Source organism: Billgrantia antri (assembly GCF_019430905.1).
Lineage (GTDB): Bacteria > Pseudomonadota > Gammaproteobacteria > Pseudomonadales > Halomonadaceae > Halomonas > Halomonas antri.
The window spans coordinates 164,167-189,585 of record NZ_JAHYCA010000006.1; the positions used below are offsets into that span (position 1 = coordinate 164,167).

General features: G+C 65.7%; 22 protein-coding genes. 18 read left to right on the forward strand and 4 right to left on the reverse strand.

Annotated features, from left to right (window positions below; all coding sequences use genetic code 11):
* Positions 1–13 precede the first annotated feature (13 nt).
* Complete coding sequence (locus tag KPL81_RS16120; RefSeq protein ID WP_219793055.1) at positions 14–358, reverse strand: c-type cytochrome; 345 nt, start codon at positions 356–358, stop codon at positions 14–16.
* A 228-nt stretch (positions 359–586) separates the two neighbouring features.
* Here KPL81_RS16120 and KPL81_RS16125 point away from each other — a divergent pair, with 228 nt between their 5' ends.
* From KPL81_RS16125 to KPL81_RS16195, 15 genes are all read left to right on the forward strand, one after another.
* Positions 587–1,105, forward strand: coding sequence for an Lrp/AsnC family transcriptional regulator (locus KPL81_RS16125; RefSeq protein WP_219793056.1), 519 nt, complete (start codon positions 587–589; stop codon positions 1,103–1,105).
* A complete protein-coding gene (ahbB, locus tag KPL81_RS16130) occupies positions 1,102–1,623 on the forward strand; it encodes a siroheme decarboxylase subunit beta (RefSeq protein WP_219793057.1) in 522 nt (173 codons plus the stop codon). The genes KPL81_RS16125 and ahbB (KPL81_RS16130) overlap by 4 nt, the downstream gene beginning before the upstream one ends.
* A complete protein-coding gene (locus KPL81_RS16135; protein ID WP_219793058.1) occupies positions 1,620–2,102 on the forward strand; it encodes an Lrp/AsnC family transcriptional regulator in 483 nt (160 codons plus the stop codon). The genes ahbB (KPL81_RS16130) and KPL81_RS16135 overlap by 4 nt, the downstream gene beginning before the upstream one ends.
* Complete coding sequence (gene ahbB, locus KPL81_RS16140) at positions 2,077–2,610, forward strand: siroheme decarboxylase subunit beta (RefSeq protein ID WP_219793059.1); 534 nt, start codon at positions 2,077–2,079, stop codon at positions 2,608–2,610. Before KPL81_RS16135 ends, ahbB (KPL81_RS16140) begins: the two co-directional genes overlap by 26 nt.
* Positions 2,611–2,638: 28 nt before the next feature.
* Positions 2,639–3,838 (forward strand): heme d1 biosynthesis radical SAM protein NirJ, encoded by a 1,200-nt coding sequence (gene nirJ / locus KPL81_RS16145; protein ID WP_219793060.1) that lies wholly within the window; start codon positions 2,639–2,641, stop codon positions 3,836–3,838.
* 81 nt (positions 3,839–3,919) lie between these two features.
* Positions 3,920–4,780: a uroporphyrinogen-III C-methyltransferase gene (cobA, locus tag KPL81_RS16150; protein ID WP_209475463.1), complete on the forward strand. Its 861-nt coding sequence runs from the start codon at positions 3,920–3,922 to the stop codon at positions 4,778–4,780.
* Between the two features lie 35 nt (positions 4,781–4,815).
* The gene (locus KPL81_RS16155) at positions 4,816–6,303 is read left to right on the forward strand and encodes a nitrite reductase (protein ID WP_219793061.1); all 1,488 of its coding nucleotides are present in this window, start codon (positions 4,816–4,818) and stop codon (positions 6,301–6,303) included.
* A gap of 249 nt (positions 6,304–6,552) precedes the next feature.
* A complete protein-coding gene (locus tag KPL81_RS16160; RefSeq protein ID WP_219793062.1) occupies positions 6,553–7,755 on the forward strand; it encodes an NnrS family protein in 1,203 nt (400 codons plus the stop codon).
* Positions 7,756–7,768: 13 nt separating this feature from the next.
* Positions 7,769–8,161, forward strand: a complete 393-nt coding sequence (locus KPL81_RS16165; RefSeq protein ID WP_219793063.1) for a SirB2 family protein — start codon at positions 7,769–7,771, stop codon at positions 8,159–8,161.
* Between the two features lie 100 nt (positions 8,162–8,261).
* Complete coding sequence (locus KPL81_RS16170; protein WP_209475470.1) at positions 8,262–8,585, forward strand: carboxymuconolactone decarboxylase family protein; 324 nt, start codon at positions 8,262–8,264, stop codon at positions 8,583–8,585.
* Positions 8,586–9,022: 437 nt separating this feature from the next.
* The gene (locus KPL81_RS16175; protein ID WP_209475472.1) at positions 9,023–9,475 is read left to right on the forward strand and encodes a c-type cytochrome; all 453 of its coding nucleotides are present in this window, start codon (positions 9,023–9,025) and stop codon (positions 9,473–9,475) included.
* 37 nt (positions 9,476–9,512) lie between these two features.
* Entirely contained in the window at positions 9,513–10,859 is a 1,347-nt protein-coding gene (locus KPL81_RS16180; RefSeq protein WP_209475474.1) for a cbb3-type cytochrome c oxidase subunit I, read from the forward strand.
* 57 nt (positions 10,860–10,916) lie between these two features.
* Positions 10,917–11,732 (forward strand): CbbQ/NirQ/NorQ/GpvN family protein, encoded by an 816-nt coding sequence (locus KPL81_RS16185; RefSeq protein ID WP_219793064.1) that lies wholly within the window; start codon positions 10,917–10,919, stop codon positions 11,730–11,732.
* Between the two features lie 48 nt (positions 11,733–11,780).
* A complete protein-coding gene (locus tag KPL81_RS16190) occupies positions 11,781–13,724 on the forward strand; it encodes a nitric oxide reductase activation protein NorD (RefSeq protein WP_219793065.1) in 1,944 nt (647 codons plus the stop codon).
* Between the two features lie 12 nt (positions 13,725–13,736).
* Positions 13,737–13,967 (forward strand): hypothetical protein, encoded by a 231-nt coding sequence (locus tag KPL81_RS16195; RefSeq protein ID WP_209475480.1) that lies wholly within the window; start codon positions 13,737–13,739, stop codon positions 13,965–13,967.
* 65 nt (positions 13,968–14,032) lie between these two features.
* Here KPL81_RS16195 and KPL81_RS16200 read toward each other — a convergent pair whose 3' ends face one another.
* Genes KPL81_RS16200 through KPL81_RS16210 form a run of 3 tightly spaced genes read right to left on the reverse strand, consistent with a single transcriptional unit; the run spans position 14,033 to position 15,375 of the window.
* The gene (locus tag KPL81_RS16200; RefSeq protein WP_219793066.1) at positions 14,033–14,323 is read right to left on the reverse strand and encodes a hypothetical protein; all 291 of its coding nucleotides are present in this window, start codon (positions 14,321–14,323) and stop codon (positions 14,033–14,035) included.
* Positions 14,324–14,363: 40 nt separating this feature from the next.
* Entirely contained in the window at positions 14,364–14,945 is a 582-nt protein-coding gene (locus tag KPL81_RS16205; protein WP_219793067.1) for a cytochrome c oxidase subunit 3 family protein, read from the reverse strand.
* Complete coding sequence (locus tag KPL81_RS16210) at positions 14,938–15,375, reverse strand: DUF4870 family protein (protein WP_209475485.1); 438 nt, start codon at positions 15,373–15,375, stop codon at positions 14,938–14,940. The genes KPL81_RS16205 and KPL81_RS16210 overlap by 8 nt, the downstream gene beginning before the upstream one ends.
* Before the next feature lie 285 nt (positions 15,376–15,660).
* Here KPL81_RS16210 and KPL81_RS16215 point away from each other — a divergent pair, with 285 nt between their 5' ends.
* From KPL81_RS16215 to KPL81_RS16225, 3 genes are read left to right on the forward strand one after another with little or no spacing between them, the layout of a single operon-like run.
* Entirely contained in the window at positions 15,661–17,424 is a 1,764-nt protein-coding gene (locus KPL81_RS16215) for a ShlB/FhaC/HecB family hemolysin secretion/activation protein (protein WP_219793068.1), read from the forward strand.
* 33 nt (positions 17,425–17,457) lie between these two features.
* A complete protein-coding gene (locus tag KPL81_RS16220; RefSeq protein ID WP_219793069.1) occupies positions 17,458–24,903 on the forward strand; it encodes a two-partner secretion domain-containing protein in 7,446 nt (2,481 codons plus the stop codon).
* Entirely contained in the window at positions 24,900–25,385 is a 486-nt protein-coding gene (locus KPL81_RS16225) for a hypothetical protein (RefSeq protein ID WP_219793070.1), read from the forward strand. Before KPL81_RS16220 ends, KPL81_RS16225 begins: the two co-directional genes overlap by 4 nt.
* Positions 25,386–25,419 lie beyond the last annotated feature (34 nt).

Below are 25,419 nucleotides of genomic sequence, written 5' to 3' on the forward strand. Positions count from 1 at the left end.
GCGATCTCCAGAGTCAGTCGCGCTGTAGCGTTTCCAGGCGGTTGTCGGTGCGCAGATGGTCGGCCAGCCAGCGCGCCTCGACGTCGCTGAGCAGGGCCTTCCAGCCCGGCATCGCGCTGCCGGGGATGCCGTGCTGGATGATGTGGGCGAGTGCCTCGGGGCTGAAGCCCTGCATGCGGTCGCGGGGCAGCGCCGGGCCGAGGCCGCCGCGCAGGGTCATGCCGTGGCAGGAGCCGCAGTCCTGGTAGAGCAGGGTCTCGAGTTCGGCCTGACGCTCAGGGCCAGGCAGGTCGTCGCTCGCCAGGGCCGGGACGGCCAGGGCTGCGAACAGCAGCGACCTCAGAACCGACGTTGTCATCTCGAACCTCGTGCAGCAGCGTGACGATGGGCCTGGCCAGGAGCGGGCCGTCGCCGCAGTGTCCCGCCCGGCACCAGTCGTCGCCTTGACCGTCATCAAGTGACCGCCAAGTCGCTCGGGTCTTTTGACTTACGTCAACGGCACGTCCGATGACGGCATTCGGGACTGATGTGGCATGTAAGATACCGCTTAAGATCATGCTTCCTTCGTCCTGCCCGGTACCTGCCCATGGCCGAACTCGACGCACTCGACCGACGCCTCATCGATGCCTTTCAGCGCGACCTGCCGCTCTGTACCCGCCCTTTTGCCGCCATGGCCGAACGCTTGGGCGTGAGCGAGGCGGAGGTGCTGGAGCGTCTTCAAACCCTTCAGCAGGGAGAAGTGTTGAGTCGCGTGGGACCGGTGTTCGACCACGCCCGCGCCGGGGCCAGCCTGCTGGCGGCGGTGGCCGTGCCCGAGGCCGAGTGCGACACGGTGGCAGCGGCGATCAATCGCTCCCCGGGCGTCAATCACAACTACGCACGTGAAGACCTGGCGCGTGAAGACCTGGCCCGCGACGGCCAGGTCAGTGGCATCGACTACAACCTCTGGTTCGTGATGACGGCCGCCGACGAGGTGCAGCTCGAGGCACGCCTGGAGGCGCTGGAGGAGGAGCTGGAGCGGCCGCTGCTGCGCCTGCCGATGGTCGAGGGCTACCACATCGACCTCGGATTCCCGATTCCCTGGGCCGAGCTGGGGGGGCCATGACACAACCGACCTCAACGACCATGATCCCTCGGGACGAGGCCGCACCGTGGCGCCTGAGGGCGTTGCTGGAGCGCGGTCTGCCGTTGACCGAGCGGCCCTGGCTGGCGCTCGCCGAGGCGTGCGGCATGAGCGAAGGCGAAGTGCTGGCCTGGGTCGAGCGCTGGCGGCGAGAGGGGTTGATCAAGCGCATGGGGCTGGTGGTGCGCCATCACGCCCTGGGCATTCGCGCCAATGCCATGGTGGTGTGGGACCTGCCCGACGAGCACGTGAGCGAGGTGGGCCGGCAACTGGCCGCCGAGCCTGCGGTGACGCTTTGCTATCGCCGTCGGCGGCGGCTGCCCGAGTGGCCCTACAACCTGTTCTGCATGATCCACGGCACCCGGCGCGAACGGGTGCTGGCGGCACTCGATGAGATCGCCGGACGCCACGGCTTGCAGGAGACGCCTCACCGCGTGCTGTTCTGTCGCAAGGCTTACAAGCAGCGCGGCGGCCGTTATACCCGCGAGGAACGAATATGAGCGTCGAGCGCACACCCCGCCCGGCACAGACCGAACTCGACGATGCCGACCGGCGCATCGTCAATCGCCTGCAGGCGGGCCTGCCGCTGGTGGCGTCGCCCTATGCCGCGGTGGCCGACGAGCTCGCGCTCTCCGAAGGCGAGCTGCTCTACCGCCTGGAGCGGCTGCTCGAGGCCGGCGTACTGAGTCGCTTTGGCCCCATGTACCACGCCGAGCGCCTCGGTGGCGGGCTTACCCTGGCGGCGCTGGCGGTGCCGGAGGCCGATTTCGAACGGGTGTCCGTGCTGGTCAATGCCTTTCCCGAGGTAGCGCACAATTACCGCCGCGAGCATCGCCTCAACATGTGGTTCGTGCTGGCCACCGAAACTCCCGAGCGCATCGCCGAGGTTATCGGCGAGATCGAGACCGTCACCGGCCTCGCGGTCTTCAACATGCCCAAGCAGGAGGAATTCCATGTCCGTCTCCACCTCCCTGTTTGAGGCAGCGGCGAATGGCCTGGATGAGCGCGATCGCGCCATCGTCCTGGCGACCCAGGCCGGCCTGCCGCTGGTGCCGGATCCCTGGGGGGCGGTAGGCGGCCCGCTAGGTATGGCCGCGGACGAGGTGCGCGTACGCATGCAGCGCATGGTCGAGACCGGCGTCATCCGCCGCATCGCCGCGGTGCCCAATCACTACCGCCTGGGCTACGTGGCCAATGGCATGAGCGTCTGGGACGTCGACGACGCCCATGTCGAGCGCCTGGGACGAGAGATCGCCGCCGTGCCCGGCGTGAGCCATTGCTACCGGCGACCGCGCCACCTGCCAGAGTGGCCGTACAACCTGTTCGTCATGCTTCACGGACATGAGCGCCAAGAGGTCGAGCGCCAGGCCGAGGCGCTGCGCGAGCGGCTCGGCGATGCCTGTCGCGACCACCGCATCCTTTACAGCTCCCGGATTCTCAAGAAGACCGGCCTGCGGCTCGGCCGCCGGCCCGTCCCGCCGCGCTGAGGCTTGCCTCGCGCCAGAGGAGGTTTGCATGTTTCGCGTCACCCGCTACGTCAAGTCGCTGCTCGAGCCGACTCCTCCACCGCCCGTCCGCAAGCCCCCCGGGCCGGTGGTGATATGGAACCTGATCCGGCGCTGCAACCTGACCTGCAAGCACTGCTATACGGTGTCGGCGGACATCGACTTCAAGGGCGAGCTTTCCACCGAGGAGGCCTTTACCGTTCTCGATGACCTCAAGCAGTTCCGGGTGCCTGCGCTGATCCTCTCCGGCGGTGAGCCGCTGATGCGTCCCGACATCTTCGAGATCTCCAGGCGCGCCCGGGAGCTCGGCATCTACACCGGCCTCTCCACCAACGGCACCCTGATCGACGAGCGCAACATCGCCCGTATCGCCGAGTGCGGCTACGACTACGTGGGCATCAGCATCGACGGTCTCGAGGCCACCCACGACGAGTTTCGCCGTCGCCAGGGGGCGTTTCGCGAGTCCATGCATGCGGTCAAGCTGTGCAAGCAGCACGGCATCAAGGTTGGACTGCGCTTCACTCTGACCCAGCAGAACTACGAACAGCTCGACGCCATCCTGGCGCTGATCGACGAGCACGACGTCGACAAGTTCTATCTCTCGCACCTCAACTACGGTGGGCGCGGCCATCGGCACCGCAAGCAGGACGCCTGGTACCAGATGACCCGCGACGCCATGAGCCGGCTGTTCGATCATTGTCGGGCCGAACTCGAGCGCGGCGTCGAGCGCGAATATGTCACCGGCAACAACGACGCCGACGGCCCCTTCCTGCTGATGTGGGCCCGCGAGCACTTTCCCGATCAGGCCGAGGCGTTGGAGCAGCGCCTGATCCAGTGGGGCGGCAACGCCTCGGGCGAGTTCATCGCCAATATCGATAACTTGGGCACGGTGCACCCGGATACCTTCTGGTGGGACCACGATCTCGGCAACGTGCGCCAGCGTCCGTTCTCGGAAATCTGGCGCGACAGCCAGGATGCCCTGATGCAGGGATTCCGCCAGCGCCCTCGGCCGCTCAAGGGACGCTGCGCCGAGTGCCGCTTCCTTGCCATCTGCAACGGCAATACCCGGGTGCGGGCGTGGAAGGTGACCGGCGATCCCTGGGAGGAGGATCCCGGCTGCTACCTGAGCAACGCGGAGATCGGCGTCGAGCAGGGCTGTCAGCGTCGCGTGGCAGCTCCTTTCGATGCCATTCAGGCCATAGAGCTCTGACACGAACGCGTGCCGACGAACGAATTCTGCACAGAAAAACGACTGCCAAGATCGCGTTGACGCTTCGGGGAGAGGCCGACCATGACCACACACTGCCATTCGCGACACTTCCGTTTCGCCCTCGACGAAGCGCCGCTGGCGCCCGGCGAGGTTGCCATCGTCGGCGCCGGTCCCGGCGATCCGGGACTGCTGACCCTACGCGCCTTGGCGCTGCTGCAGCAGGCCGACTGCCTGGTCTTCGACCGCCTGGTGTCGCCCGAGGTGCTGGCCCTGGCCCGTCCCGAGGCGAAGCGCTACTACGTGGGCAAGGCCTCCAGCCACCACGCCCTGCCGCAGGAGGAGACCAATGCCCTGCTGGTCAAGCTGGCACGCGAGGGCCAGCGCGTGCTGCGCCTCAAGGGCGGTGATCCCTATATCTTCGGCCGCGGGGGCGAGGAGGCGGAATACCTGATCGAATCCAGCGTCGGCTTTCGCGTGGTGCCGGGCATCACCTCGGCCTCGGGTTGCTCCAGCTATGCGGGGTTTCCGCTCACTCACCGCGATCATGCCCAGAGCGTCACCTTCGTCACCGGCCACGCCAAGGCCGACGGCGAGCTGGCGCTGGACTGGGCCGCCTTGGCGGTACCGCACCATACCACGGTGTTCTACATGGGCCTGGCCAATGCCGCGCTGATCAGCCGCGAACTGCAGCGCCACGGGCTGCCGGCGCTGCACCCGGTCGCCCTGGTAGAGCGCGGCACCACGCCTGAGCAGCGCCATGTCCTGACCACCCTGGGGGAACTGGTCGACACCATCCGGCGTGAGGAATTCCGGCCACCGACGCTGATCGTGGTGGGCGAGGTGGTGCGCCTGGCCGATACCCTGGCACCCGGCATGACGCGGCTGAGCCGCGCCGTTAGCGATGTCGAACCGCCCATGGCCATGGGGAGGGTGGCGCTGTGAAGCCCTTCCGTTCGTGCATCGCGATATTACTGAGCATGGCCCTTCCCGGCGTGCCGCTGCTGGCCGATGAGCCCGACGCCGGGATGCTCTATCACCAGCACTGTGCCGCCTGCCATGGTATCGGCCGGCTAGGCGGCATCGGCCCTGCGCTGCTGCCCGACAATCTCTCCCGCTTGAAGCCGGCCGAAGCCGTCGAGGTAATCCGTGACGGTCGTCCCGCGACTCAGATGCCCGCCTTCGGCGCGCTGCTCGACGAGGCCGAGGTCGACGCCCTGGCCGAGTGGATCTATGCCAGGCCCGAGGTCGAACCGAGCTGGACGGAGGAAGACATCCTCGCCAGTCACGTGGTCAACCATTATCAGGGGACGCTCCCCGACGAACCGGTATTCGAGGTCGAGGACCTCAAGAATCTCTTCCTCGTGGTGGAGATCGGCGATCACCACGTCAGCCTGCTCGACGGCGACCGCTTCGAGCGCATCGCCCGTTTTCCCAGCCGCTACGCCCTGCATGGTGGTCCCAAGTATTCGCCCGACGGCCGCTACGTCTACTTCGGCTCCCGCGACGGCTGGGTGACCAAGTACGACATCTACAACCTCGAGGTCACCGCCGAGGTACGCGCCGGCATCAACATGCGCAACATTGCCGTTTCCGCCGACGGCCGTTACGTGCTGGCCGGCAACTACCTGCCGCACAGCCTGGTACTGCTCGATGCGCGCAACCTCGAGCTAATCGCGTCCATCCCGGTGGAGGGCCTCGATGGCGACACCTCGCGGGTCAGCGCCGTCTACACCGCGCCGCCACGCAACAGTTTCGTGGTGGCACTCAAGGACATTCCCGAGGTCTGGGAGATCCGCTGGCCCGAGGAGCGCGCCGCGGGCGACGAGGCGCTGGTCGGGGATTTCGCCCTGCACCGCATGGCGGCACCGGACTACCTCGACGATTTCTTCTTCGACCCCGAATATCGCTACCTGGTGGGAGCGGCACGCGGCGGTCAGGGCGGCCAGGTCTTCGATCTGGACAGCGAGGCCAAGGTGGCTGACCTGCCGCTCGAGGGCATGCCGCACCTGGGGGCCGGCATTACCTGGGAGCTCGACGGCCGCCGGGTGATGGCGATGCCGCACATCGACAAGGGCCAGGTCTCGGTGTTCGACATGAGCGACTGGTCGCTGATCACCGAGATCGAGACCGACGGTCCCGGCTTCTTCATGCGCAGCCACGAGAACTCGCGCTACGCCTGGGTCGACGTCTTCTTCGGTCCCAACCACGATCGCGTCCACGTGATCGACAAGCAGAGCCTGGAGATCGTCGAGACGCTGATCCCCGAGCCTGGCAAGACCGCCGCTCACGTCGAGTTCGACCGCCGCGGCGAGACCCTGCTGCTGAGCATCTGGGACGACGACGGCTACCTGCTGTGGCTCGATGCCGACACGCTGGAGGAACTGGGGCGCATGCCGATGAGAAAGCCCTCGGGCAAGTACAACGTGTGGAACAAGACACAATACGAGGAAGGCACCAGCCACTAGGAAGCACTGATTGCTTGCTGCGCTCGATATCCTGGCCGCTGGCGGTGCCGAAACGTCGGACCGTCGCATTCCTCATTGAGCAGCCAGTCAACTCCGGATGCTGTGCTCCGGCAGCGGCCAGCCTATCATCGCTCGCGACAGCACTCAGCGCTCCCAGAAGAAAGAAGCATTCTTGATACTGGTCATAGAGCTGCCCGGTGCGACTCGCCATAATGGCTTTGTCCAAGCATTCAAGTCGGGTATGCCGCCATGAACACCGCTTCCCCCGCTCCCCACCAGCCGCGCCTGCCCTTGGCCCGGCTGGCCTTTCGTCCGTTCTTCCTGCTGGCCGCGCTGTTCAGCGTGTTGGCGATGGTGGTGTGGTTCGCGTTCTGGCACGGCGACATCCTGCTGCGGCCCCATGGCGGGCTGATGTGGTGGCACCAGCACGAGATGCTGTTCGGCTTCGGTGCCGCCGTGGTGGTCGGGTTCCTGCTCACGGCCGTGCAGAACTGGACCGGACGCAAGAGCGTGAGCGGTGCGCCGCTGCTCGGGCTGGTGGCGCTATGGTTGGCGGCACGGCTTACGCTGGCGTATCCCATGGGGCTGCCGACCTGGCTATTGGCAACCATTGACCTGGCCTTCCTGCCGCTGGCGGCGCTGGTCATGGCGCGCCTGGTATTGGCGGTGAAGCTGTGGCGCAATTTGATGTTCGTCCCGGTCATGCTGCTGCTGGCCACGGCCAACCTGGCCATGCATCTCGGCGTGGCCCAGGGCAAGGTCGAGTGGATCCGCGAGGGCGCTTACCTGGCGGTGCTGCTGATCGCCGTGCTGATGGTACTCCTCGGTGGCCGGGTGATCCCCTTCTTCACGTCACGCAAGCTGGGGCGGCCGCAGCCGGCGCCGATCCCGCGGCTGGAGAAGCTGACCCTGGGCTCGGTAGTGGCGGTGGTGGTGCTGCAGTTCGTCGTTCTGTTCGGCCTGGCGGTGCCTGCGGTGCTGCAAGCCGTGGTGATGCTGGTGGCGGCGGGCGCCAGCTTCGTGCGCCTGGCGCGCTGGGAAGGGTATCGTACGCTGCATGAGCCGCTGCTGTGGGGGCTGCACCTGAGCTATGCCTTCGTCTCGGTGGGCCTGGCGATGTGGGCCATGGCACTGCTGGGGGCGTTTCGCGTCGAACTCGCCGTGCACGCCCTGGCCATCGGCGGCATCGGTTCCATGATGCTGGCGATGATGGCGCGGGTGTCGCTCGGCCATACCGGGCGCACCATCCGTACCTTGCCGGGGGGCGGCGTGGGGCTGGGGCTGATGTTCGCCGCCGCCCTGCTGCGCTCACCCGTACTCGCCGCCTTCCCGCAGATCACCCACTGGATCTACAACCTGAGCATCCTGTTCTGGTGCATCGCCTATCTCATCTTCCTGTTTCACTATACGCTACCGCTAATGCGTGCCCGTGTGGACGGGCAGGAGGGATAGCCGGAGCCAGTCGATGATCGAACACTACGCCCTGATCAAGCACCTGCACATGACCACCGCGGTGCTGAGCATTGCCTTCTTCCTCGTGCGGGCCTGGTGGTCGGTACGCGAGGTCACGCTGCTGCAGCGGCGTTGGGTCAGGGTCCTGCCTCACGTCAACGACACCCTGTTGCTGGTGCTCGGTCTTACCTTGATGACGATGCTGTCGATGTGGCCGCACCAGCACCCCTGGCTTGCCGCCAAGCTCCTGGCGTTGTTCGGCTACATCCTGCTGGGCACGGTGGCGATCAAGCGCGGGAGAACGCCGAAGACCCGCGGTTTGGCGGCTTTGGCCGCGATCGTGGTATTCGCCTACATGCTGGGGACGGCCGTGACCAAGGATGCACTGTTCTTCCTTCCATACTAGCGCTTGGCGCCACGGCGTTGGCAGAGGGAGGTTTTTTCGCGTGGGCCGCTTCTATACTGAAGGCCGGCTGAATCATTCACGACAAGATGAGGAACATCGCATGGCCAATCATGAACTACCCTCTGGTGCCGGCAAGGTCGCCGACGACTATCCCGAGGTATGGCGTGCTTACGCCTCGCTGGGCAAGGCGTGTGCCGAGGCCGGTCCGCTGGACGACCGTACGCGGCGTCTGGTCAAGCTGGCGCTGGCCGTAGGCGGCGGCTCCGAGGGGGCCGTGCACTCTCATATGCGCCGCGCCCTCGACGAGGGCATCGAGCCCGAAGCGCTCAAGCAGGTGGCCATGCTGGCGATTCCCACCCTGGGGCTGCCGGCCGGCGTGGCGGCACTTACCTGGATCGAGGACATCACCGACGCCCGACGGTAAACGACTGCGCGGGCGAAGGGCGTTGTTGCACGGTGCTGGTGCGCCAGCCCGGTCGAATCCTCACCTATACCCCATAGGCTCCGGTTGACTTGAAACCTTCGGTTTCTCGCTCCTTCGGAGCCATCCTGCGGATGTTTGTCGCTTCGCTCGGTTCTGCGCGCCGTGCGCCTTGCCCTTCATCCCGCTCGTACGTTTACTCACTCTGCACGGGTGGGGCGCCTCGGCCCGCCGTGCGACATTGGGACGCAGCACGTCCTAGCCCGCTGTTTCCGCCGCCTGCTGCTCTCTTCACCAGCGCATTGACCAGGGTCAATGTCTGCGACCGGCCGGTGCTGCTAATCTAAAGATGCAAAATGAATGCATCTTTAAGAGGGGTGGGACGCCGACCTCGGTCGCAGGTCCCGTAGGCAAGCCAACACTAGCAAGGGGGGATGGCCATGACCGAAGGCCTCACCAAGGCGGCGGCCCGCAATATCTTCTATGGCGGTTCGCTGTTCTTCTTCCTGTTGTTCACCGCACTGACGGCACACAGCCACTGGTACATGGTGACCAAGTCCACCGACAAGGGGGGGCTCACCGAGTCCGTCGAGCTCGGCAAGCACGTGTGGGAAGAGAACATGTGCATCAACTGCCACAGCATCATGGGCGAGGGCGCCTATTTCGCTCCCGAACTGGCCAACGTCTGGGAGCGTTATGGCGGCCATACCAACCCGGAGGGTGCACGCATGGCAATCACTGCCTGGATGCGCGCCCAGCCGACCGGTGCACCGGGACGTCGCCAGATGCCTTACTTCGACCTGACCGACGAGGAGATGACCGCGCTGATCGATTTCCTCCAGTGGACCGACTCCATCGACGACCAGAACTGGCCCCCGCACCCCGCCGGCTGATGCGGTGAATCCGGGTTGAGGCAAGGAGAACGAAACGATGAAATACGAAACCCAGAAGGTGGCCCTGCCATTCTTCGCCGTGGCCATGGCCCTGTTCGCCCTGCAGATCGTCTTCGGCCTGCTGGCGGCGACGGTCTACGTGTCCCCCCACTTCCTGGCCGAGCTGATGCCGTTCAACATCATGCGCGTCAGCCATACCAACCTGCTGATCGTGTGGCTGTTGATCGGCTTCATGGGCTGTACCTACTACCTGATGCCGGAAGAGGCCGAGCAGGAAATCCACAGCCCGGGCCTGGCCTACCTGCAGTTGGCGATCTTCGCCTTCGCCGGTGCGGCGGCCCTGGTCGGCTATCAGTTCGGCATCCACGAGGGGCGTGAGTTCCTCGAGCAGCCGTTCTGGATCAAGGTGCTGATCACCATCTCGTACCTGATCTTCCTGTTCAACACCAGCATGACCCTGCTCAAGGGGCGCAAGACCGCCATCAACCTGGTGCTGATGCTGGGCCTGTGGCTGGCGGCGGTGTTCTGGCTGTTCGCCTTCTACAACCCCTCCAACCTGGCGGTGGACAAGCTCTACTGGTGGTGGGTCGTGCACCTGTGGGTCGAGGGCGTGTGGGAGCTGATCATGGCCTCGCTGCTGGGCTACCTGCTGATCAAGATGTCCGGCGTCGACCGCGAAGTCATCGAGAAGTGGCTCTACGTCATTGTCGGCCTGTCGCTGTTCTCCGGCCTGCTGGGTACCGGCCACCACTACTACTGGATCGGCGCGCCGAGCTACTGGCAGCCCATCGGCAGCATCTTCTCGACCCTCGAGGTGATCCCGTTCTTCGCCATGGTGGTGTTCGCCTTCTACATGTTCTGGAAGGGCAGCCGCAACCACCCCAACAAGGCGGCCATGCTGTGGGCACTGGGCTGTCCGACCATTGCCTTCTTCGGCGCCGGCGTGTGGGGTTTCATGCACACCCTGTCGTTCATCAACTACTACACCCACGGCACCCAGCTCACCGCCGCGCACGGCCACCTGGCCTTCTACGGCGCCTACGTGATGCTGATCCTGGGCGTGATGACCTACGCCATGCCGCAGATCCGTCGCAGCCAGCCCTACAACCAGGTGCTCAACATGTGGGGCTTCTGGATCATGACCTCCGCCATGTGCTTCATGACCTTCACCCTGACCTTCGCCGGTGTGGTACAGACCCACCTGCAGCGGGTGCTGGGCATGAACTACATGCAGGTGCAGAGCCAGCTCGACCTGTTCTTCATCATGCGCCTGGGTACCGGCGTGGCCGTGACCGTCGCCGCGATCATGCTGATCTACTCGTTCTTCGGTCCCGTGCGCGAGCAAGTGCCCGCGAGCAGCCGGCCCCTGGCCGCTACTGAGTGACCGTCACTCGATGGGGCGTGCAAGCGCCCCATCGAGCCCTTCCCCGGAGTGACGCCCATGTCCCATATCGCTACCGCTTCCGCCCAAGATTTCGAGCAGGAACTACCCTACTACGAGCCGGTCGGCAACGAGTGCGCCCTGTTCGAGCAGGCGTATCAACAGCGCTTGCCGCTGCTGCTCAAGGGACCGACCGGCTGCGGTAAGACGCGCTTCGTCAGCCACATGGCGGCGAAACTCGGCCGGCCGCTGTTCACCGTGTCGTGCCATGACGACCTGACCGCCGCCGACCTCACCGGCCGCTACCTGCTGCAGGGCGGCGAGACCCGCTGGGTCGACGGCCCGCTGACCCGCGCCGTGCGCGAGGGCGGCATCTGCTATCTCGACGAAGTGGTCGAGGCGCGCAAGGACGTCACCGTGGTGCTGCACCCGCTGACCGACGATCGCCGCCTGCTGCCGCTGGAGCGTACCGGCGAGCTGCTCGAGGCACCCGACGATTTCATGCTGGTGGTTTCCTACAACCCCGGCTATCAGCACATTCTCAAGTCGCTCAAGCCGAGCACCCGGCAGCGCTTCGTGGCGATGTCGTTCGATTTCCCGCCGCCCAAGGTGGAGTGCGAGATCGTCGCCCGCGAGAGTGGCCTGGCCTATGACCGCTGCGCCGCGCTGGTCAACCTGGCCGCCAGCCTGCGCGCCATGAAGGGGCAAGACCTGGAGGAGGGCGTCTCCACGCGCCTGCTGGTCTACTGCGCCACGCTGATTAACGCCGGCATGCCGATCCTCGACGCCGCCTGCGCCACCCTGGTCGAGCCGCTGTCGGACGACCAGGATGTGCAGCAGGGACTGCTCGAGGCCATCAAGGCGACATTTGGGTAAGAGGCCTGCCGCCGGATCAGCCCCGATTATTTGCCCAGGAGACGATGCATGCTGGACTTTCTTGAGGTCGAAGAATTCGTCGGTCGCCGCTGGCACCGCTGGGCCTCCAGTGCGGCCAGCTACCCCGACCATCCCGAGGCGGCGGTACGCCTCGACTCGCTGCGCAACATGCTCAGTGTGTTCTTCCGCTGCGGCGGCGGCGAGTCCGGCGTCGAAGTGGCGGCCATCGCCCGTCGCAACTCGAATCACCGGCTGTCGCTGCGCCAGCGACTGGGGCTGGACGAGGAGCCGCTGGACCAGGCCCGCCGCGACGAGGAGCACCTGTTGCTGCCGCCGCGCATCGGCCTGTTTCCCGAAGCCGAGCTCAACCGCGACCTCTACCTGTGGCTAACCGCCTATCTCGCCCTGGGCGAGCTGCCGGCCAGGCCCGATGACCCGCTGCAGCGTGACCTCCAGGCGCTGCGTGTTGCCCGCCGGACCACCCAGGCGGTGCTCGAACGCTTCCCGGGGCTGGCCGAACGCCATGCCCGCCTGTGCCGGGCACTGCTCGCGGTGCGCCCGCAGCGCAAGCGCCTGCCACCCATGGAAGCCGCGCTCGAATCGGCGCTGCTCGCCCAACTCGGCGGCCCGATGCCCCAGGCCGGCTGGCCGCTCGCCATGCACGAGGCCATCCTCGATCCGAGCCTGCCGCTGGACGACTTCCGCGTCCCGCGCGACTATCGCCCGCCGCTGCCGGTGCCGCTGTGGGGCGATGTGGTGGCGCTGGGCACCCGTGACGGCGAACGCGAGGCCCTCGATGACGATTCCGACATCGCCGTGCGGCGCGACCAGCAGAGCGACGATGGCGGCAAGCGCAAGGCCGATCGCCGCGAGCAGGACCAAGCCGACCGCGATGACCCGCTGATGCTCAACGCTTCTGAGAAGATGCTCTCCTGGGCCGAGATGGTGAACCTCAACCGCCACGTCGAGGACGAGGAGGAGGAGACGGCCAAGGAGGCCGCCGACCAGATCGAAGAGATCGTGCTCAGCCCCAACCGCAAGCAGGCCGCCTCGCGACTCAAGCTCGACCTCGACCTGGCCCCCGACGAAGCCAGCGGCGGACGCCTGAATGGGCGCCACACCTACCCCGAATGGCACCACCGCAAGCAGATCTACCTGCCCGACCACTGCGTGGTCCTGAGCGATGTGCAGAGCGAGGAGGGCGAGCAGTGGGAGCCCGACGAAGCCACCCGGCGGCGCATCCGCAAGGTGCGTCGCGAGTTCGAGGCGCTGCGCCCGCGGCGCGAGATCCTGCGCGGCCAGCTCGACGGCACCGAACTCGACATGGACGCGGTGATCCGCTCGCGCTGCGACCTGGCGGCCACCGGCGAATCGAGCGACCGGCTCTATCTGGCGGCGCGCCAGCAGGCCCGCGACCTGGCGGTGTCGATCCTGATCGACGTCTCGCTCTCCACCGAGGCCTGGCTCGAGGACCGGCGCGTGCTCGACGTCGAGAAGGAGGCGCTGCTGGTGCTGGGGCACGGGTTGGCCGGCTGCGGCGACGACTACGCCATTCACTGCTTCACCTCGCACCGCCGCCACAAGGTGTGGGTCAATACGCTCAAGGGCTTCGACGAGCCCATGGGCGACCGCGTGGGGCGGCGCATCGCCGCGCTCAAGCCCGGCCACTACACGCGCATGGGGCCGGCGATCCGCCACGTGACCCAGGAACTCGCCAAGCGCCCCAATCGCCACCGTCTGCTGCTGGTGCTGACCGACGGCAAGCCCAACGACACCGACTACTATGAAGGACGCTACGGCATCGAGGACACCCGCCGCGCGGTGCTCGAGGCGCGTCAGCAGGAGGTGAGGGTGTTCGGCGTCACCGTCGACAGCGAGGGGCACCGCTACGTACCGCACCTGTTCGGCCGTGGCAGCTACGCCATCGTGAACCGGCCCGAGCACCTGTCGCTGGCGCTACCGGGCATCTATCGTCAAATCATCGGTTCCTGAGGAGGCAAGCTCATGGCAAATCCCCGTCTCGTCATCGCCGTCGCCATCGGGCTCGCCATCGGCCTGGCGGTGGTGCTGCCGATCGCCTGGCTGATCAACAACCGCGACTGGGGCGTCGGGCTGATGCTGCTCGTCCCCGTCATCGTCTACGGCATGATGCGCCTGGCCCGGGTGCTGGAAGCCTGGGCACGCAACCCGCCGCCGCTGCCGCACTCCACGACCCGCGACCGCTCCCGACACTGATCGCTAGAAAGGTATCGCATCGCCCGGTCGAATGGCCGGGCGATGTCGTTTAGCGCCTCTGCGGCTCAGATCAGCCGCGGCGCTGCATAACCGGCACCGATCAGCGCCAGCGTCAGCAGCACCAGCCCGACGAAGGTACCCTTCCAGGCCGGCGTTGACGCGCGCAGGTTGAGATAGACCATCAGCAGCCGCTGGGCCTTGAACCCGGTGGCGGCGAGCACCAGCAGCGCCGACCACAGCGGCAGCGGCATCCAGCTGGCCTGGTCGAGGCGCGCGGAGAACATCGCCACCAGCGTCAGTACCATCAGCATCAGCCAGGTAACGATCAGGCGGCGGGTGCCGGGGAGTGCGGTCATGGTCACCTCGGGAGAGAGCCTTCAGCGAAACAAAGAGCCTTCAGCGTAATAGGTAAATCAAGGGATAGAGCAGAATCCAGATCAGATCGACCATGTGCCAGAAGGCCGCCGCCGTCTCGACGTTTTCGGTCGAGGTGCGCCAGCTCACCAGCGCCAGCAGCCCCAGGCCGAACAGCACATGGGCGAAGTGGAAAGCAGTCAGGCCGTAGTAGTAGCCGAAGAACAGATGCGTCTCGGGGGTGATGCCGGCGGAGAACTTGCCCGCGTACTCCACGATCTTGATGACGCAGAACAGCACCCCGAGTCCCATGCTCGCCGCCAGCCACCGGCGCGCTCGGCGCCGCCCACCGGCGCTGATCGCCTCTACGGCCAGCGCCACGCACAGCCCGCTGGTGAGCAGCACCAGGGTATTGAGTCCGCCCGTCAGCGGATCGAGCTCACGCTGGGCGGCGTTGAAGCCGGTGACGTCGCCGGCGCGGTGCCAGGCATAAAGCGCGAAGAAGGCGGTGAAGACCACCACCTCGCTCAGGATCAGCACCCACATCAGCGGGTTGCCGGGCAGGGTGGAGAGCGGCCCCCAGCCCGGGTTGGGCAAAGTACGGGTTGGGCTGGGGTCAGTCATGCAGGCTCACGCGGGCACCGCCGAGCCACAGGCTGCGCGGGGCGTCGATGGCGCGACCCGCCATCAGCCGATGAATGCCCACCCCGCAGCGCCCCACCATCCAGATCAGGCAGGCGGTAAAGAAGCCGTAGCCCAGCGCCCAGGGCGCCCACGCGGAAGCACCGACCAGTCCCAGCGCGTGCCAGGCTGCCAGGCAGAGCCCTGCGCCGACGATGCCGAGCCAGAAGGTGCGGATCTGGAACTGCAGGTGAGTGGCGACCCAGTCGGCGACATGGCGCCGGCGCAAGTGGGCCAGCAGCACGCCCACCGGCGCCGTGACCACGGCCAGCACGCTGCCGAGGAAGAGAATGTAGACCACCGCGGCGAGCTTGGTGCCGCGCTCGTCGGCCTGGGTGGCATTCGAAGGAAGGGTCGCGGAGTTTGAGGTCATGGCCACCTCCTGGCGGTTCGGCTGGCAGGCGACCGATTCGCCCGCGTTTGGCATGTCCCAATGTGCCGCACTCTGGCGAAAACATCCTTGTCGTAGATCAATTCCCGACCGTTTCACTCGGGAATAGGAGCGGTGGAGTGTCGCAGGGAGCTTAACCCTAAAGCTGGCGCCATGACGGCCGATAACTCCTTCAACCCGGCACTCCGCCAGTCTCGCCACCTTAGAGCGGACAGCAAGCAGTGCCGGGTCCGGTCATAACACTCAAACGATATAGACAGTGGTGCAATGGACGCCGTACGACAGGGAACCGTCGGCTGCCTTACGCAGGCAACCGGCAGCAGGACCGTCGGCAGGGAACGCAGTATTACCCGCCATTTCTATCTACCCGCCTTGCTGGCGCTGAGCTGGCCCGCTGTGCTGTGGGCGCAGGAGCCCACGCCGGACGAGACCCTGCGCCGCCAGCAGGAGCGCGAGCGCGCCCAGCAAGAGCGTCAGGTCCCCGACCCAGACGTGCGCCTGTCGGTACCGGTCGAGGCGCCGGAACGCCTTCCCGAAGGTGAAACGCCGTGCTTCGTGATCGAGCGGCTCGAACTTCAGGGGGAGGATGCGGAGCGCTTCGCCTGGGCTCTCGCGGCGACCGATGGAGGGGAACTCGAGGACTCTCCCATCGGCCGCTGCCTGGGCACCCAAGGCATCAATACGGTGCTCTCGCGTGCCCAGAACGCGCTGGTGGAGCGCGGTTTCATCACCAGCCGGGTGCTGGTGGAGCCCCAGGATCTCAGCGACGGCACGCTGGCGCTCAGCCTGATACCCGGGCGTATCGAGCGTATTCGCGCCGCCGATCCGCAGCGTCGCCACGCCAGCCTGCGAAACGCCCTGCCGGCCGGGCCGGGAGATATCCTCAACCTGCGCGACATCGAGCAGGCGCTGGAGAACTTCCAGCGCCTGCCGTCGACGGAAGTCGATATCCAGATCGAGCCGGGGGAAATGCCCAACGGCAGCGACCTGGTCATAGACTACCGCCAGGGGCGGCCGCTGCGCCCTTCTTGGTCGGTCGACGACAGCGGCAGCGATGCCACGGGGCGCTACCAGAGCGGCGTGACGCTGGCCTACGACAACCTGCTGGGTATCAACGACCTGTTCTACGCCAGCCTGGGCAAGGACCTGGGCGGCGGCGACGACGGCCCGCGCGGCAACCGCAGCCGTACCTTCCACTACTCCGTACCCTGGGGCTACTGGAGCCTGGCGGCGACGTACAGCGATTACGACTACCACCAGACCATTGCCGGCGCCTTCGAGGAGATCGTCTACGAAGGTTCGAGTCGCAACATCAAGGCGACCGTGTCGCGGGTGGTTTACCGCGATGCGTCGCGCAAGACCACCGCATCGCTGAGCGGCTTCCAGAATCGCTCGAACACGCTCATCGATGGTGAGGAACTGCCCGTGCAGCGCCGCCAGGTGGGCGGTTGGGAGACCGGTCTCGAGCATCGCGAGTTCCTGGGGCGTGCCACTCTCGATGCCGGGCTGTACTACCAGCGCGGCACGGGGGCGTTCGGCTCGCTTCCCGCGCCGGGCGAGGAGTTCGACGAAGGCACCTCGCGCTTCAAGATCCTCTCCGCCAACGCCGAGCTCAGCGCGCCGTTCACGCTGGGCGAGCAACCGTTGCGCTATCTCGGCGAATGGCGATGGCAGCGCAACCTCACCCCGCTGGCGCCATTGGAGCGTTTCTCCATCGGCGGCCGATACACCGTGCGCGGCTTCGAGTCGGGCCTTTCCGCCGATCGTGGCTGGCTGATCCGCAACGAACTCGAGGTGCCGCTGGGCAACAGCGGCCAGGCGCTCTATGCCGGGCTCGACTACGGCCGGGTCGGCGGCCCCAGCAGCGAATGGCTGATCGGCAATTCGCTGGGTGGTGCGGCGCTCGGGCTGCGCGGCAGCCTGCTGCGCGTCGTCAGTTACGACGTCTTCGTTGCCACGCCGATTCACGAGCCGGAGGGCTTGCGCACCGACAGTCACGAGGTTGGGGCCAGCCTCTATCTGACTTTTTGAGGGAACAACAACCGTACGCAGGGAATTGCCGCCATGAACAAGCACTGTTATCGCCTTGTCTTCAACAAGGCCAAGGGCCGCCTGGTCGTCGCCTCGGAAGCCGCTGCCACGGATCGCCACGACGGCAGCACCACACCCCGTCGCCGAGCGGGCGCTCCAGCCTCCCCACGCCGCTTCGAACTGGGCAACCTCAAGCCGCTGACCTGGAGCACCCTGCTGGCCCTGGGCCTGGTCGCGCTGCCGTCACAGGCCCAGATCGCCCCCGATCGCAGCGCGCCGAGCAGCCAGCGCCCGCATGTGCTGGAGAGCGCCAACGGCACGCCGCAGGTCAATATCACCACGCCGAATTCCAAGGGCGTCTCGCGCAACGCCTATCGCCAGTTCGACGTAGATGGCAGGGGCGCCATCCTCAACAACGCACGCAGCGCGACGCAAACCCAGATCGGCGGCTGGGTGCAGGGCAACCCCAACCTGTCAGCCGGCGAAGCGCGCGTCATCGTCAACGAGGTCAACTCCTCGAACCCCAGTCGGCTGCACGGCGCGGTGGAGATCGCCGGCCGGCGTGCCGAGGTGGTGATCGCCAACCCGGCCGGCATCGACGTCGACGGGGCGGGCTTCATCAACGCCCAGGGTGTCACGCTGACCACGGGTCAGCCGCAGTTCCGCAACGGCGCGCTGGACGGCTACCGCGTCGAGGGCGGCACGGTGCGCATCCACGGCGACGGCCTGAATACCGGTGACGCCGACTACGCCGCCATCCTCGCCCGCGCCGCCGAGATCCAGGCGGGCGTGTGGGCCGAGGAGCTGGAGGTCGTCGCCGGGGCCAACCGCATCAGCGCCGATCTCCGGACGATCGAAGCCATTGAGGGAGACGGAGACACCCCCGGCGTGGCCATCGACGTCGCTCACCTGGGCGGCATGTATGCCGGCAAGATCCGGCTGGTGGCGAACGAGCGTGGCGTCGGCGTCAACAACGCCGGGCGGGTGGTCGCCTCGCAGCAGCTGACCGTTACCGCCGACGGTCGCCTGGAGAATCGCGGCGAACTGTCGAGTGGAGGCGAACTTCGTCTGGCCGGGCGCAGTGGGATCGACAACCAGGGCGAGATCCAGGCCGGCGGCAACGCCGCCATCTCCGGCCAGGTCGTGGACAACCAAGGCGCCATCCGGGCCGGCGCCGACCTCGACGTGACCGGGCGAGACGCGCTCACCAACCGCACCGGCGCCACCCTCATCGCCGGCGGCGACGCCCGCCTGACGGCCACGGGGAGCGTCGGCACGATTCTCAGCGAGCAGGACGCCACCCTGGCCGCCGGTATCCGCGACGGCGACCCGACCGCCCAGGGCGATCTCCAACTCACGGCCACCCAAGGCATCGAGGCCAACGGTCTCAACCTCGCCGCCGGCGGCTTCTATGCCGAGGCCGATACCGTCTCGCTCGAGGCCAGCCGCACCCAGGCCCGGGAGATCGCACTCACCGCCCGCAACGGCGATATCGACGTCAGCGCCGCCGAGGTGATGGCCGAGCAACGCCTGGCGGCCAATACCGCCGCCACGCTGCGCACTGACGCGGCCACCGTACAGGCCGGGCAACTCGACATCGCCGCCCGCGATCTCTCCAATCGCGGCGGCGAGCTCTCCCAAAGCGGGGACACTGCGCTACTTCTCGAGCTGGAGACCCTCGACAACCGCGACGGCCGCTTGGCCAGCAGCGGCGACATGGCACTGCATGCCGACACGCTGGACAACGCCAACGGCGAGATCCTGAGCGGCGGTATCCTCAGCGTCGATGCCGGCGAGCTCGACAACGCCCAGGGCCAGTTGCTGGCTCAGCGCTCCCTCGATCTGCAGGCCGCCTCGCTGAACAATGCCGACGGCACCTTGGGCGCGGTGGAAGAGGACCTGACCGTCGCCACCACCGGCGTCATCGACAACCGCGACGGCAGCCTCGAGGCCGGCGACCGACTCACGCTGAACGGCCAGGGCCTGGACAACACCGGCGGCCAGCTCCAGTCGCTCGGCGACATGACCCTCGACCTGAACCAGGCGCTGCACAACCAGGGCGGCCTGGTGCGCTCCGGCGCTGCGCTCACGGTCAATGCCAACCGCGTCGTCAACAGCGCCACCCAGGGTGCCGACCAGGGCGTGGAAGGCCAGAGTGTCGACATCACTGCCAATGATGTCATCAACCACCAGGGCGCGATGCGGGCCAACCAGCGGCTCGAACTCGACGCGGCCAGCCGCGTGGACAACCGCAACGGCCTGCTCTCGTCGCTCGACACCCTGGCTTTGGAAACCGATGAACTCGACAACCAGGGCGGCACGCTGATCGCCAACCAGCAGCTCGACCTCACCGCGGCACGCCTGATCGGCGACGGCCGGGTGCTGTCGCTGGGCGATCTGGCGCTGCAGCTGGCCAGCGACTTCACCCTGAACCAGAGCGCCGAACTCAAGGCGGCGGGCGACCTGCAGTTCACGACCACCGGCACCCTGACCAATCGCGGCAAACTCCAGGCCGGCGACACCCTCGACCTCGACGCCGGCGCGATCGACAACACCGCCGGCGGCGAACTCTCTGCCACCACCACCCGGCTCAGCGCCGGCCAGCTCACCAACCGCGGCCTGATCGACGGCGTGACCACGCGCATCGACGCCACCACCCAGAACAACCTCGGCACCGGCCGCATCTACGGCGACCTACTCGGCATCCAGGCCACTACCCTGACCAACGACGTCGAGAACGGCCGGGCGGCGGTAATCGCCGCCCGCGAACGGCTCGATATCGGCGCCCGCCGCCTGACCAACCGCGAGCAGGCACTGCTATTCAGCGCCGGCGACATGGCCATCGGCGGTAGCCTCGATGCGAACGACCGGGCCACCGGCCAGGCGACGCGAGTCGACAACAACAGCGCCACCATCGAGGCGTTGGGTGACTTGTCGATTTCCGCGGCGAGTTTGCGCAATACCAATGAGCACTTTGAGACTAGGCTTGAGCTGTCGGGGGGCGGGCCGAAACAGGTGACTTATCTTCAGCCATCCGGATGGACAGACAAGGCACCTTTAATTGAATTTACTGAAGGTAGATTTTGGAGTCAGCAGACAAACTCCTACTTTCCTGTATATACACATGACTTTACCGAGCAAGAGATTTGGTCTTGGTATGAGTATGATTTAGAGATCACTGAATATAATAGCGTAGTAACTAATTCTTTGCCGGCGGTGATAATGGCAGGTAGGGGCCTGGATATCAATGGAGGTGTGCTGAATAATGATAAAAGTCAGATTGTAGCAGGTGGCAGAGTTCTTGCAAATTTAGATACTGTAGAAAATATAGAAGCAGAAGGTAAACGAATAATCTATGAGGTTGGGCGGGTAAGGAATAGTTGGACTAAGACCAATTACGAAGGTCACGATGGCAATCCTGGAACCACTCGGTTATGGAGCGACTGGGAAGATTATAATAATAGCTTAAGCACAACCACAACAGACCTGAAAGTGGGCGAATTCGGCGGCAACCGAAACGTCTCAAGCAGCGGCACGCAAATCGGCGCTTTGCAGTCAACGACTGTTTCTGGCTCCGCCTCCGGTGCCGGTGATCTCGAAACCGGCAGAGGCATTGTCGAAATTCCCGGCATCGACTCGGGCGGCGCGCAGCCCGGCGAGGTCATCCGCACCCTGATGCCCAACGTCAGGCTGCCGAGTAACAGCCTGTTCCGCGTGCGCCCCAACCCTACCGCCACCTACCTGGTCGAGACCGATCCGCGCTTCACCGACCGGCGCCAGTGGATGAGCTCGGACTATCTCCTCGACCACCTCTCGCCCGACCCCGCCGCGACCCACAAGCGCCTGGGCGACGGCTTCTACGAGCAGCGCCTGATCCGCGAGCAGGTCACCGAGCTGACTGGGCAGCGTTTCCTCGAAGGTTACGCCGACGACCAGGCGCAGTACGCCGCGCTTATGAACAACGCCGTGACCTTCGCTCAGGAGCACGGCTTGCGCCCCGGCGTGGCCCTCAGCGCCGAACAGATGGCCCAGTTGACCAGTGATATCGTCTGGCTGGTCGAGCAAAAGGTGACGCTCGAGGACGGCAGCACGGCCAAGGTGCTGGTGCCCCAGGTCTATACCCGCCTGCGCGAGGGCGACCTCAAAGGCGATGGCACCCTGATCGCTGGCGACTCGCTGCAGTTGGACGTTGCCGGGGATTTGTTTAATTCGGGCACCCTGGCCGGGCGCGAGCTGGTGGAAATAAGCGCCGACAATCTTACCAATCTGGAGGGCCGAATCCGCGGCAACCGGGTCGACCTCGAGACCCGGCGCGACCTCACCAACCTCGGCGGCGACATCACCGCGAGCGAATCGCTGAGCCTGCAGGCGGGGCGCGACCTGAACCTGGCCAGCACCGCGGAGCGTCTGGCCGGGCTTTACGTCACCGATGCCGATGGCCAGCTACTGGCCGGCGCCGGGCGCGACCTGACGATACGTGGGGCGGCCGTCGACTCGGCCGGCAGCCTGCAACTGACCGCCGGCCGCGATCTGGACATCGCCAGCACCCTCGACACCCAGTCCACCGGCTACGGCAGGGCGACGCTCAGCCGGGCAGACCTCGACCGCCAGGCCACGCTGACCGCCGGGCAGGACCTGACCCTCAATGCCGGGCGCGACCTCGGCCTCACCGCTGTCGACGTCAGCGCCGGCGGCGATGGGCTGATCACGGCCGGTCGCGACCTGAGCCTGGAAACCCTGACCACGGGCAACGTCCTCAGCGGGAACCGGAGATTCCAATACAGTCGCCAGCAGGAGGTCAGCACCAACCTCGCGTTCGGCAACGACCTCACCCTGCTGGCGGGCCAGGACCTCTACGCCCGCGCCGCCGATGTCAGCGCCGCAAGCGACCTGGGCGTTATCGCCGGGCGCGACATCGAGATCGAAGCGGGGCAGTCCAGCCGTCATGAGGAAAGGCGCAACTACCGCAAGCACACCATCGACAGCCAGAGCCGCGTGCAGGGTAGCGAGTTCTCGGCGGGCGATAACCTGGCCCTCTCGGCGGGCAATGACCTGCGCCTGACCGCCAGCCGTCTGCAGGCCGGAGACGAAGCCTCGCTGCTGGCCGGTCGCGATGTCGAGCTGCTCACCGCTCAGGAGCAGGACTACTCGCTCTACAAGGAGAAGAGCAGCGGCGGCCTGTTCGGCAGCAGCCGCACCCGGCGCGACGAAGTCAGCAAGACCCGCTCCATCGGCAGCGAAGTCACCACTGGCGGGGACCTGCTCGTTGCCAGCGGGCAAGACCATACCTACCAGGCGGCGCGGCTGGAATCCGGCGGCGACATCGAGCTGCGCAGCGGCGGCGCCATCCGCTTCGAAACCGCCAGCGACGTGCACACCGAATCCCACGAGCGCAGCAGCAGCAGCTTCGCCTGGCAATCGTCCTCCGGCGAAGGCTTAACCCGCGAAACGCTGCGCCAGAGCGAACTCGTGGCCCAGGGCGAGCTCATCATCCAGGCCGCCGAAGGCCTCCAGATCGACGTGGAGCAGATCGACCGCCGCAGCGTCAGCCGCACCATCGACGCCATGGTCGCCGCCAACCCCGACCTCGCCTGGCTGCAGGAGATGGAGCAGCGCGGTGATGTCGACTGGCGCCGGGTCAAGGCCATCCACGACAGCTGGGACTACGAGCAGTCCGGCCTCGGGTCGGGCGTGGCGCTGGCGATCACCATCGTTGCCTCGGCCATGGGCCAGCATTACATTGGCCCGCTGCTGGGCTCCGCCGGCGGCGTGGCCGCCGGCTCACTGGCCGGTACCGGTGCGATCAGTCTGGTCAATAATCGCGGCGACCTCGGTGCCGCCCTCAGCGACACCTTCTCCTCGGACAGTCTGCGAAATGCCGCCACCGCCGCCTTGACGGCCGGTGTCACCGAAGGCATTGACAGCGTCTGGGGTGGGTTTACCAACACCACGACCAACGCTACCTCTGGATTGGACCTGGGCAGCCTCGGCGACATTGCCCGCTTCGCCGGCAACCGCGCCACCCAAGGGCTAGCCAACGCCGGCCTGCAAACCGCCATCAACGGCGGCAGCTTCGAGCGCAACCTCGACGCCGCGCTGCAAGGCGCGGTTCACCACGTCGTCAGCGGCGTACTGTTCAACGCTGTGGGCGACTTCAGCCATAACCGCTTCGCTAACGGCAGTCCCGAGAAGATCGCCCTGCACGCCCTGGCCGGTGGCCTGTCTGCCGAGGCCATGGGCGGCGACTTCCGTACCGGCGCCATGGCGGCCGGCGCCAATGAAGCGCTGATGGAGTATCTGGATAGCAGGCTGGGCAGCGATCCCGAGACGCGAACCCACCTCCTGACCACAGCCTCGCAACTGGTGGGCATCGTCGCCGCCGAGCTGGTCAACGGCGACGTGTACCAGGGTGCTGAGATTGCCGCGCAGGCGACACGGTACAACTACCTGGCGCACCCGGAAGCCAAGCGGCTACAAGAACTGAATCGCCTGCTGGAAGACGAAAACCTTACAGCGGCACAGCGCCAAGCGCTGGAGGACGAGCGCCTAGCGATTCAAACACTCAGCCAGTCTCGTGATCTTGCGCTAGAGGAGGCTTGTGGCCAAGGCGGCTCGGCACAAGCCTGCAGCTACGAGCGCTCATTACTGCGGGTTGCCATGAGTAGCTGGCAAGACGTGACGATGGGGCGAGAGGACCGAGACACGGTCTTTGCCGAGTATCTCCATACAGCGAGACAGTACGGTCAACACCAGCAACAGCGCATGGAGCGCATTGGTGCCGAAGCCCTCTCAGAAATGGTGGTGGACTCTGTCAACGCGCCCATCATAATGGGGCAGCTCGTTGGGCAAGCGCTGCTGGGTGATGCAGAATCTCAAGCGCTACTGCGAGAGATGGGCCAAGAGATACAGGCCTTTGCTGACAATCCGCTGAACTACATTACCGAGAGTAACCGCGAACAGCTGGCCCAAGCCGATGCGCTGGAGCTGGCAGGGCAGCAGGACGAAGCCGACAGACTGAGAATGCGGGTTGCGCTAGAAAATCAGTCGATGCTGATGGGCGCAGGTGGGCTGGTGGCAAGCCTGCCGAGGCTGGCCAGGAATGTTGTCACCAGCCGGTCAGGCATGGCGGGGGCGACTGTCCCAAGTGTGGAAGCGGTTCCATCACCTAGGCGCGTTGGAAACCTACAGGGCGGCCCGTTGGAAAATGCGACGCAGGTGAGTGGTCGCTTCAAACTTGAAAGTGGTCCTCCTAATGGTACGGTTTTCAGGGCTGACAATCAGGGGAACATTACGAGCTACGCGACATACGACGCTAACGGGCAGATTTTGAAGCGTGTCGACGTTACCGGCGCGGCCCATAATGGGATTCAGACCCCGCATGTTCTGGAATATGGGCGAAATACGCTTCCTGATGGGAGTGTCCGCGTTCAAAGCCCAAGAACGAACCCAAGACCTGTAACCCCGGATGAGGTTCCATGAAGATCAGAGATCCGTTGTCAAATTGGTCACAGCCTGAAGCGATTACGTTGTGGGGGGAAGCGGTTTCACCCCCGCCTCAAGACGCGTGGCTTGATTACGTAAATTATTATGTTCACCCAGATGTAGTCTCCGTGGTGGGGCGTTTACTGGTGCCGGCCTTTGTAGAGCACGAGGGAGGGGTGTTTCTCCAAAATCGATTTACTCTTTCAGGGTATGAGAGTTGGAAATCGGAGCTTGGGGAGATTCCGGCAGTAGAAAAAATGATCAATCATCAACATATTTATGACTTGTTTTCTACTGATGATGAGATAGCTGAAGCTTCGTTTGATAACGTCGCGAATTTGATGGCTCAGACCCTAGGTTTGGCACTTCGTGTCAGTTTCCCTGGCCGTCGTTTTAATATCTATGTATCAACAACGGATCAAGACTACGGCCCGGTGGTGGGGTTTCACTCCGCTGACTCTTCTCCTTCGGATATTTGATGTTTTGGCCCTTGGAGGGCGCCGAATGTTTTTC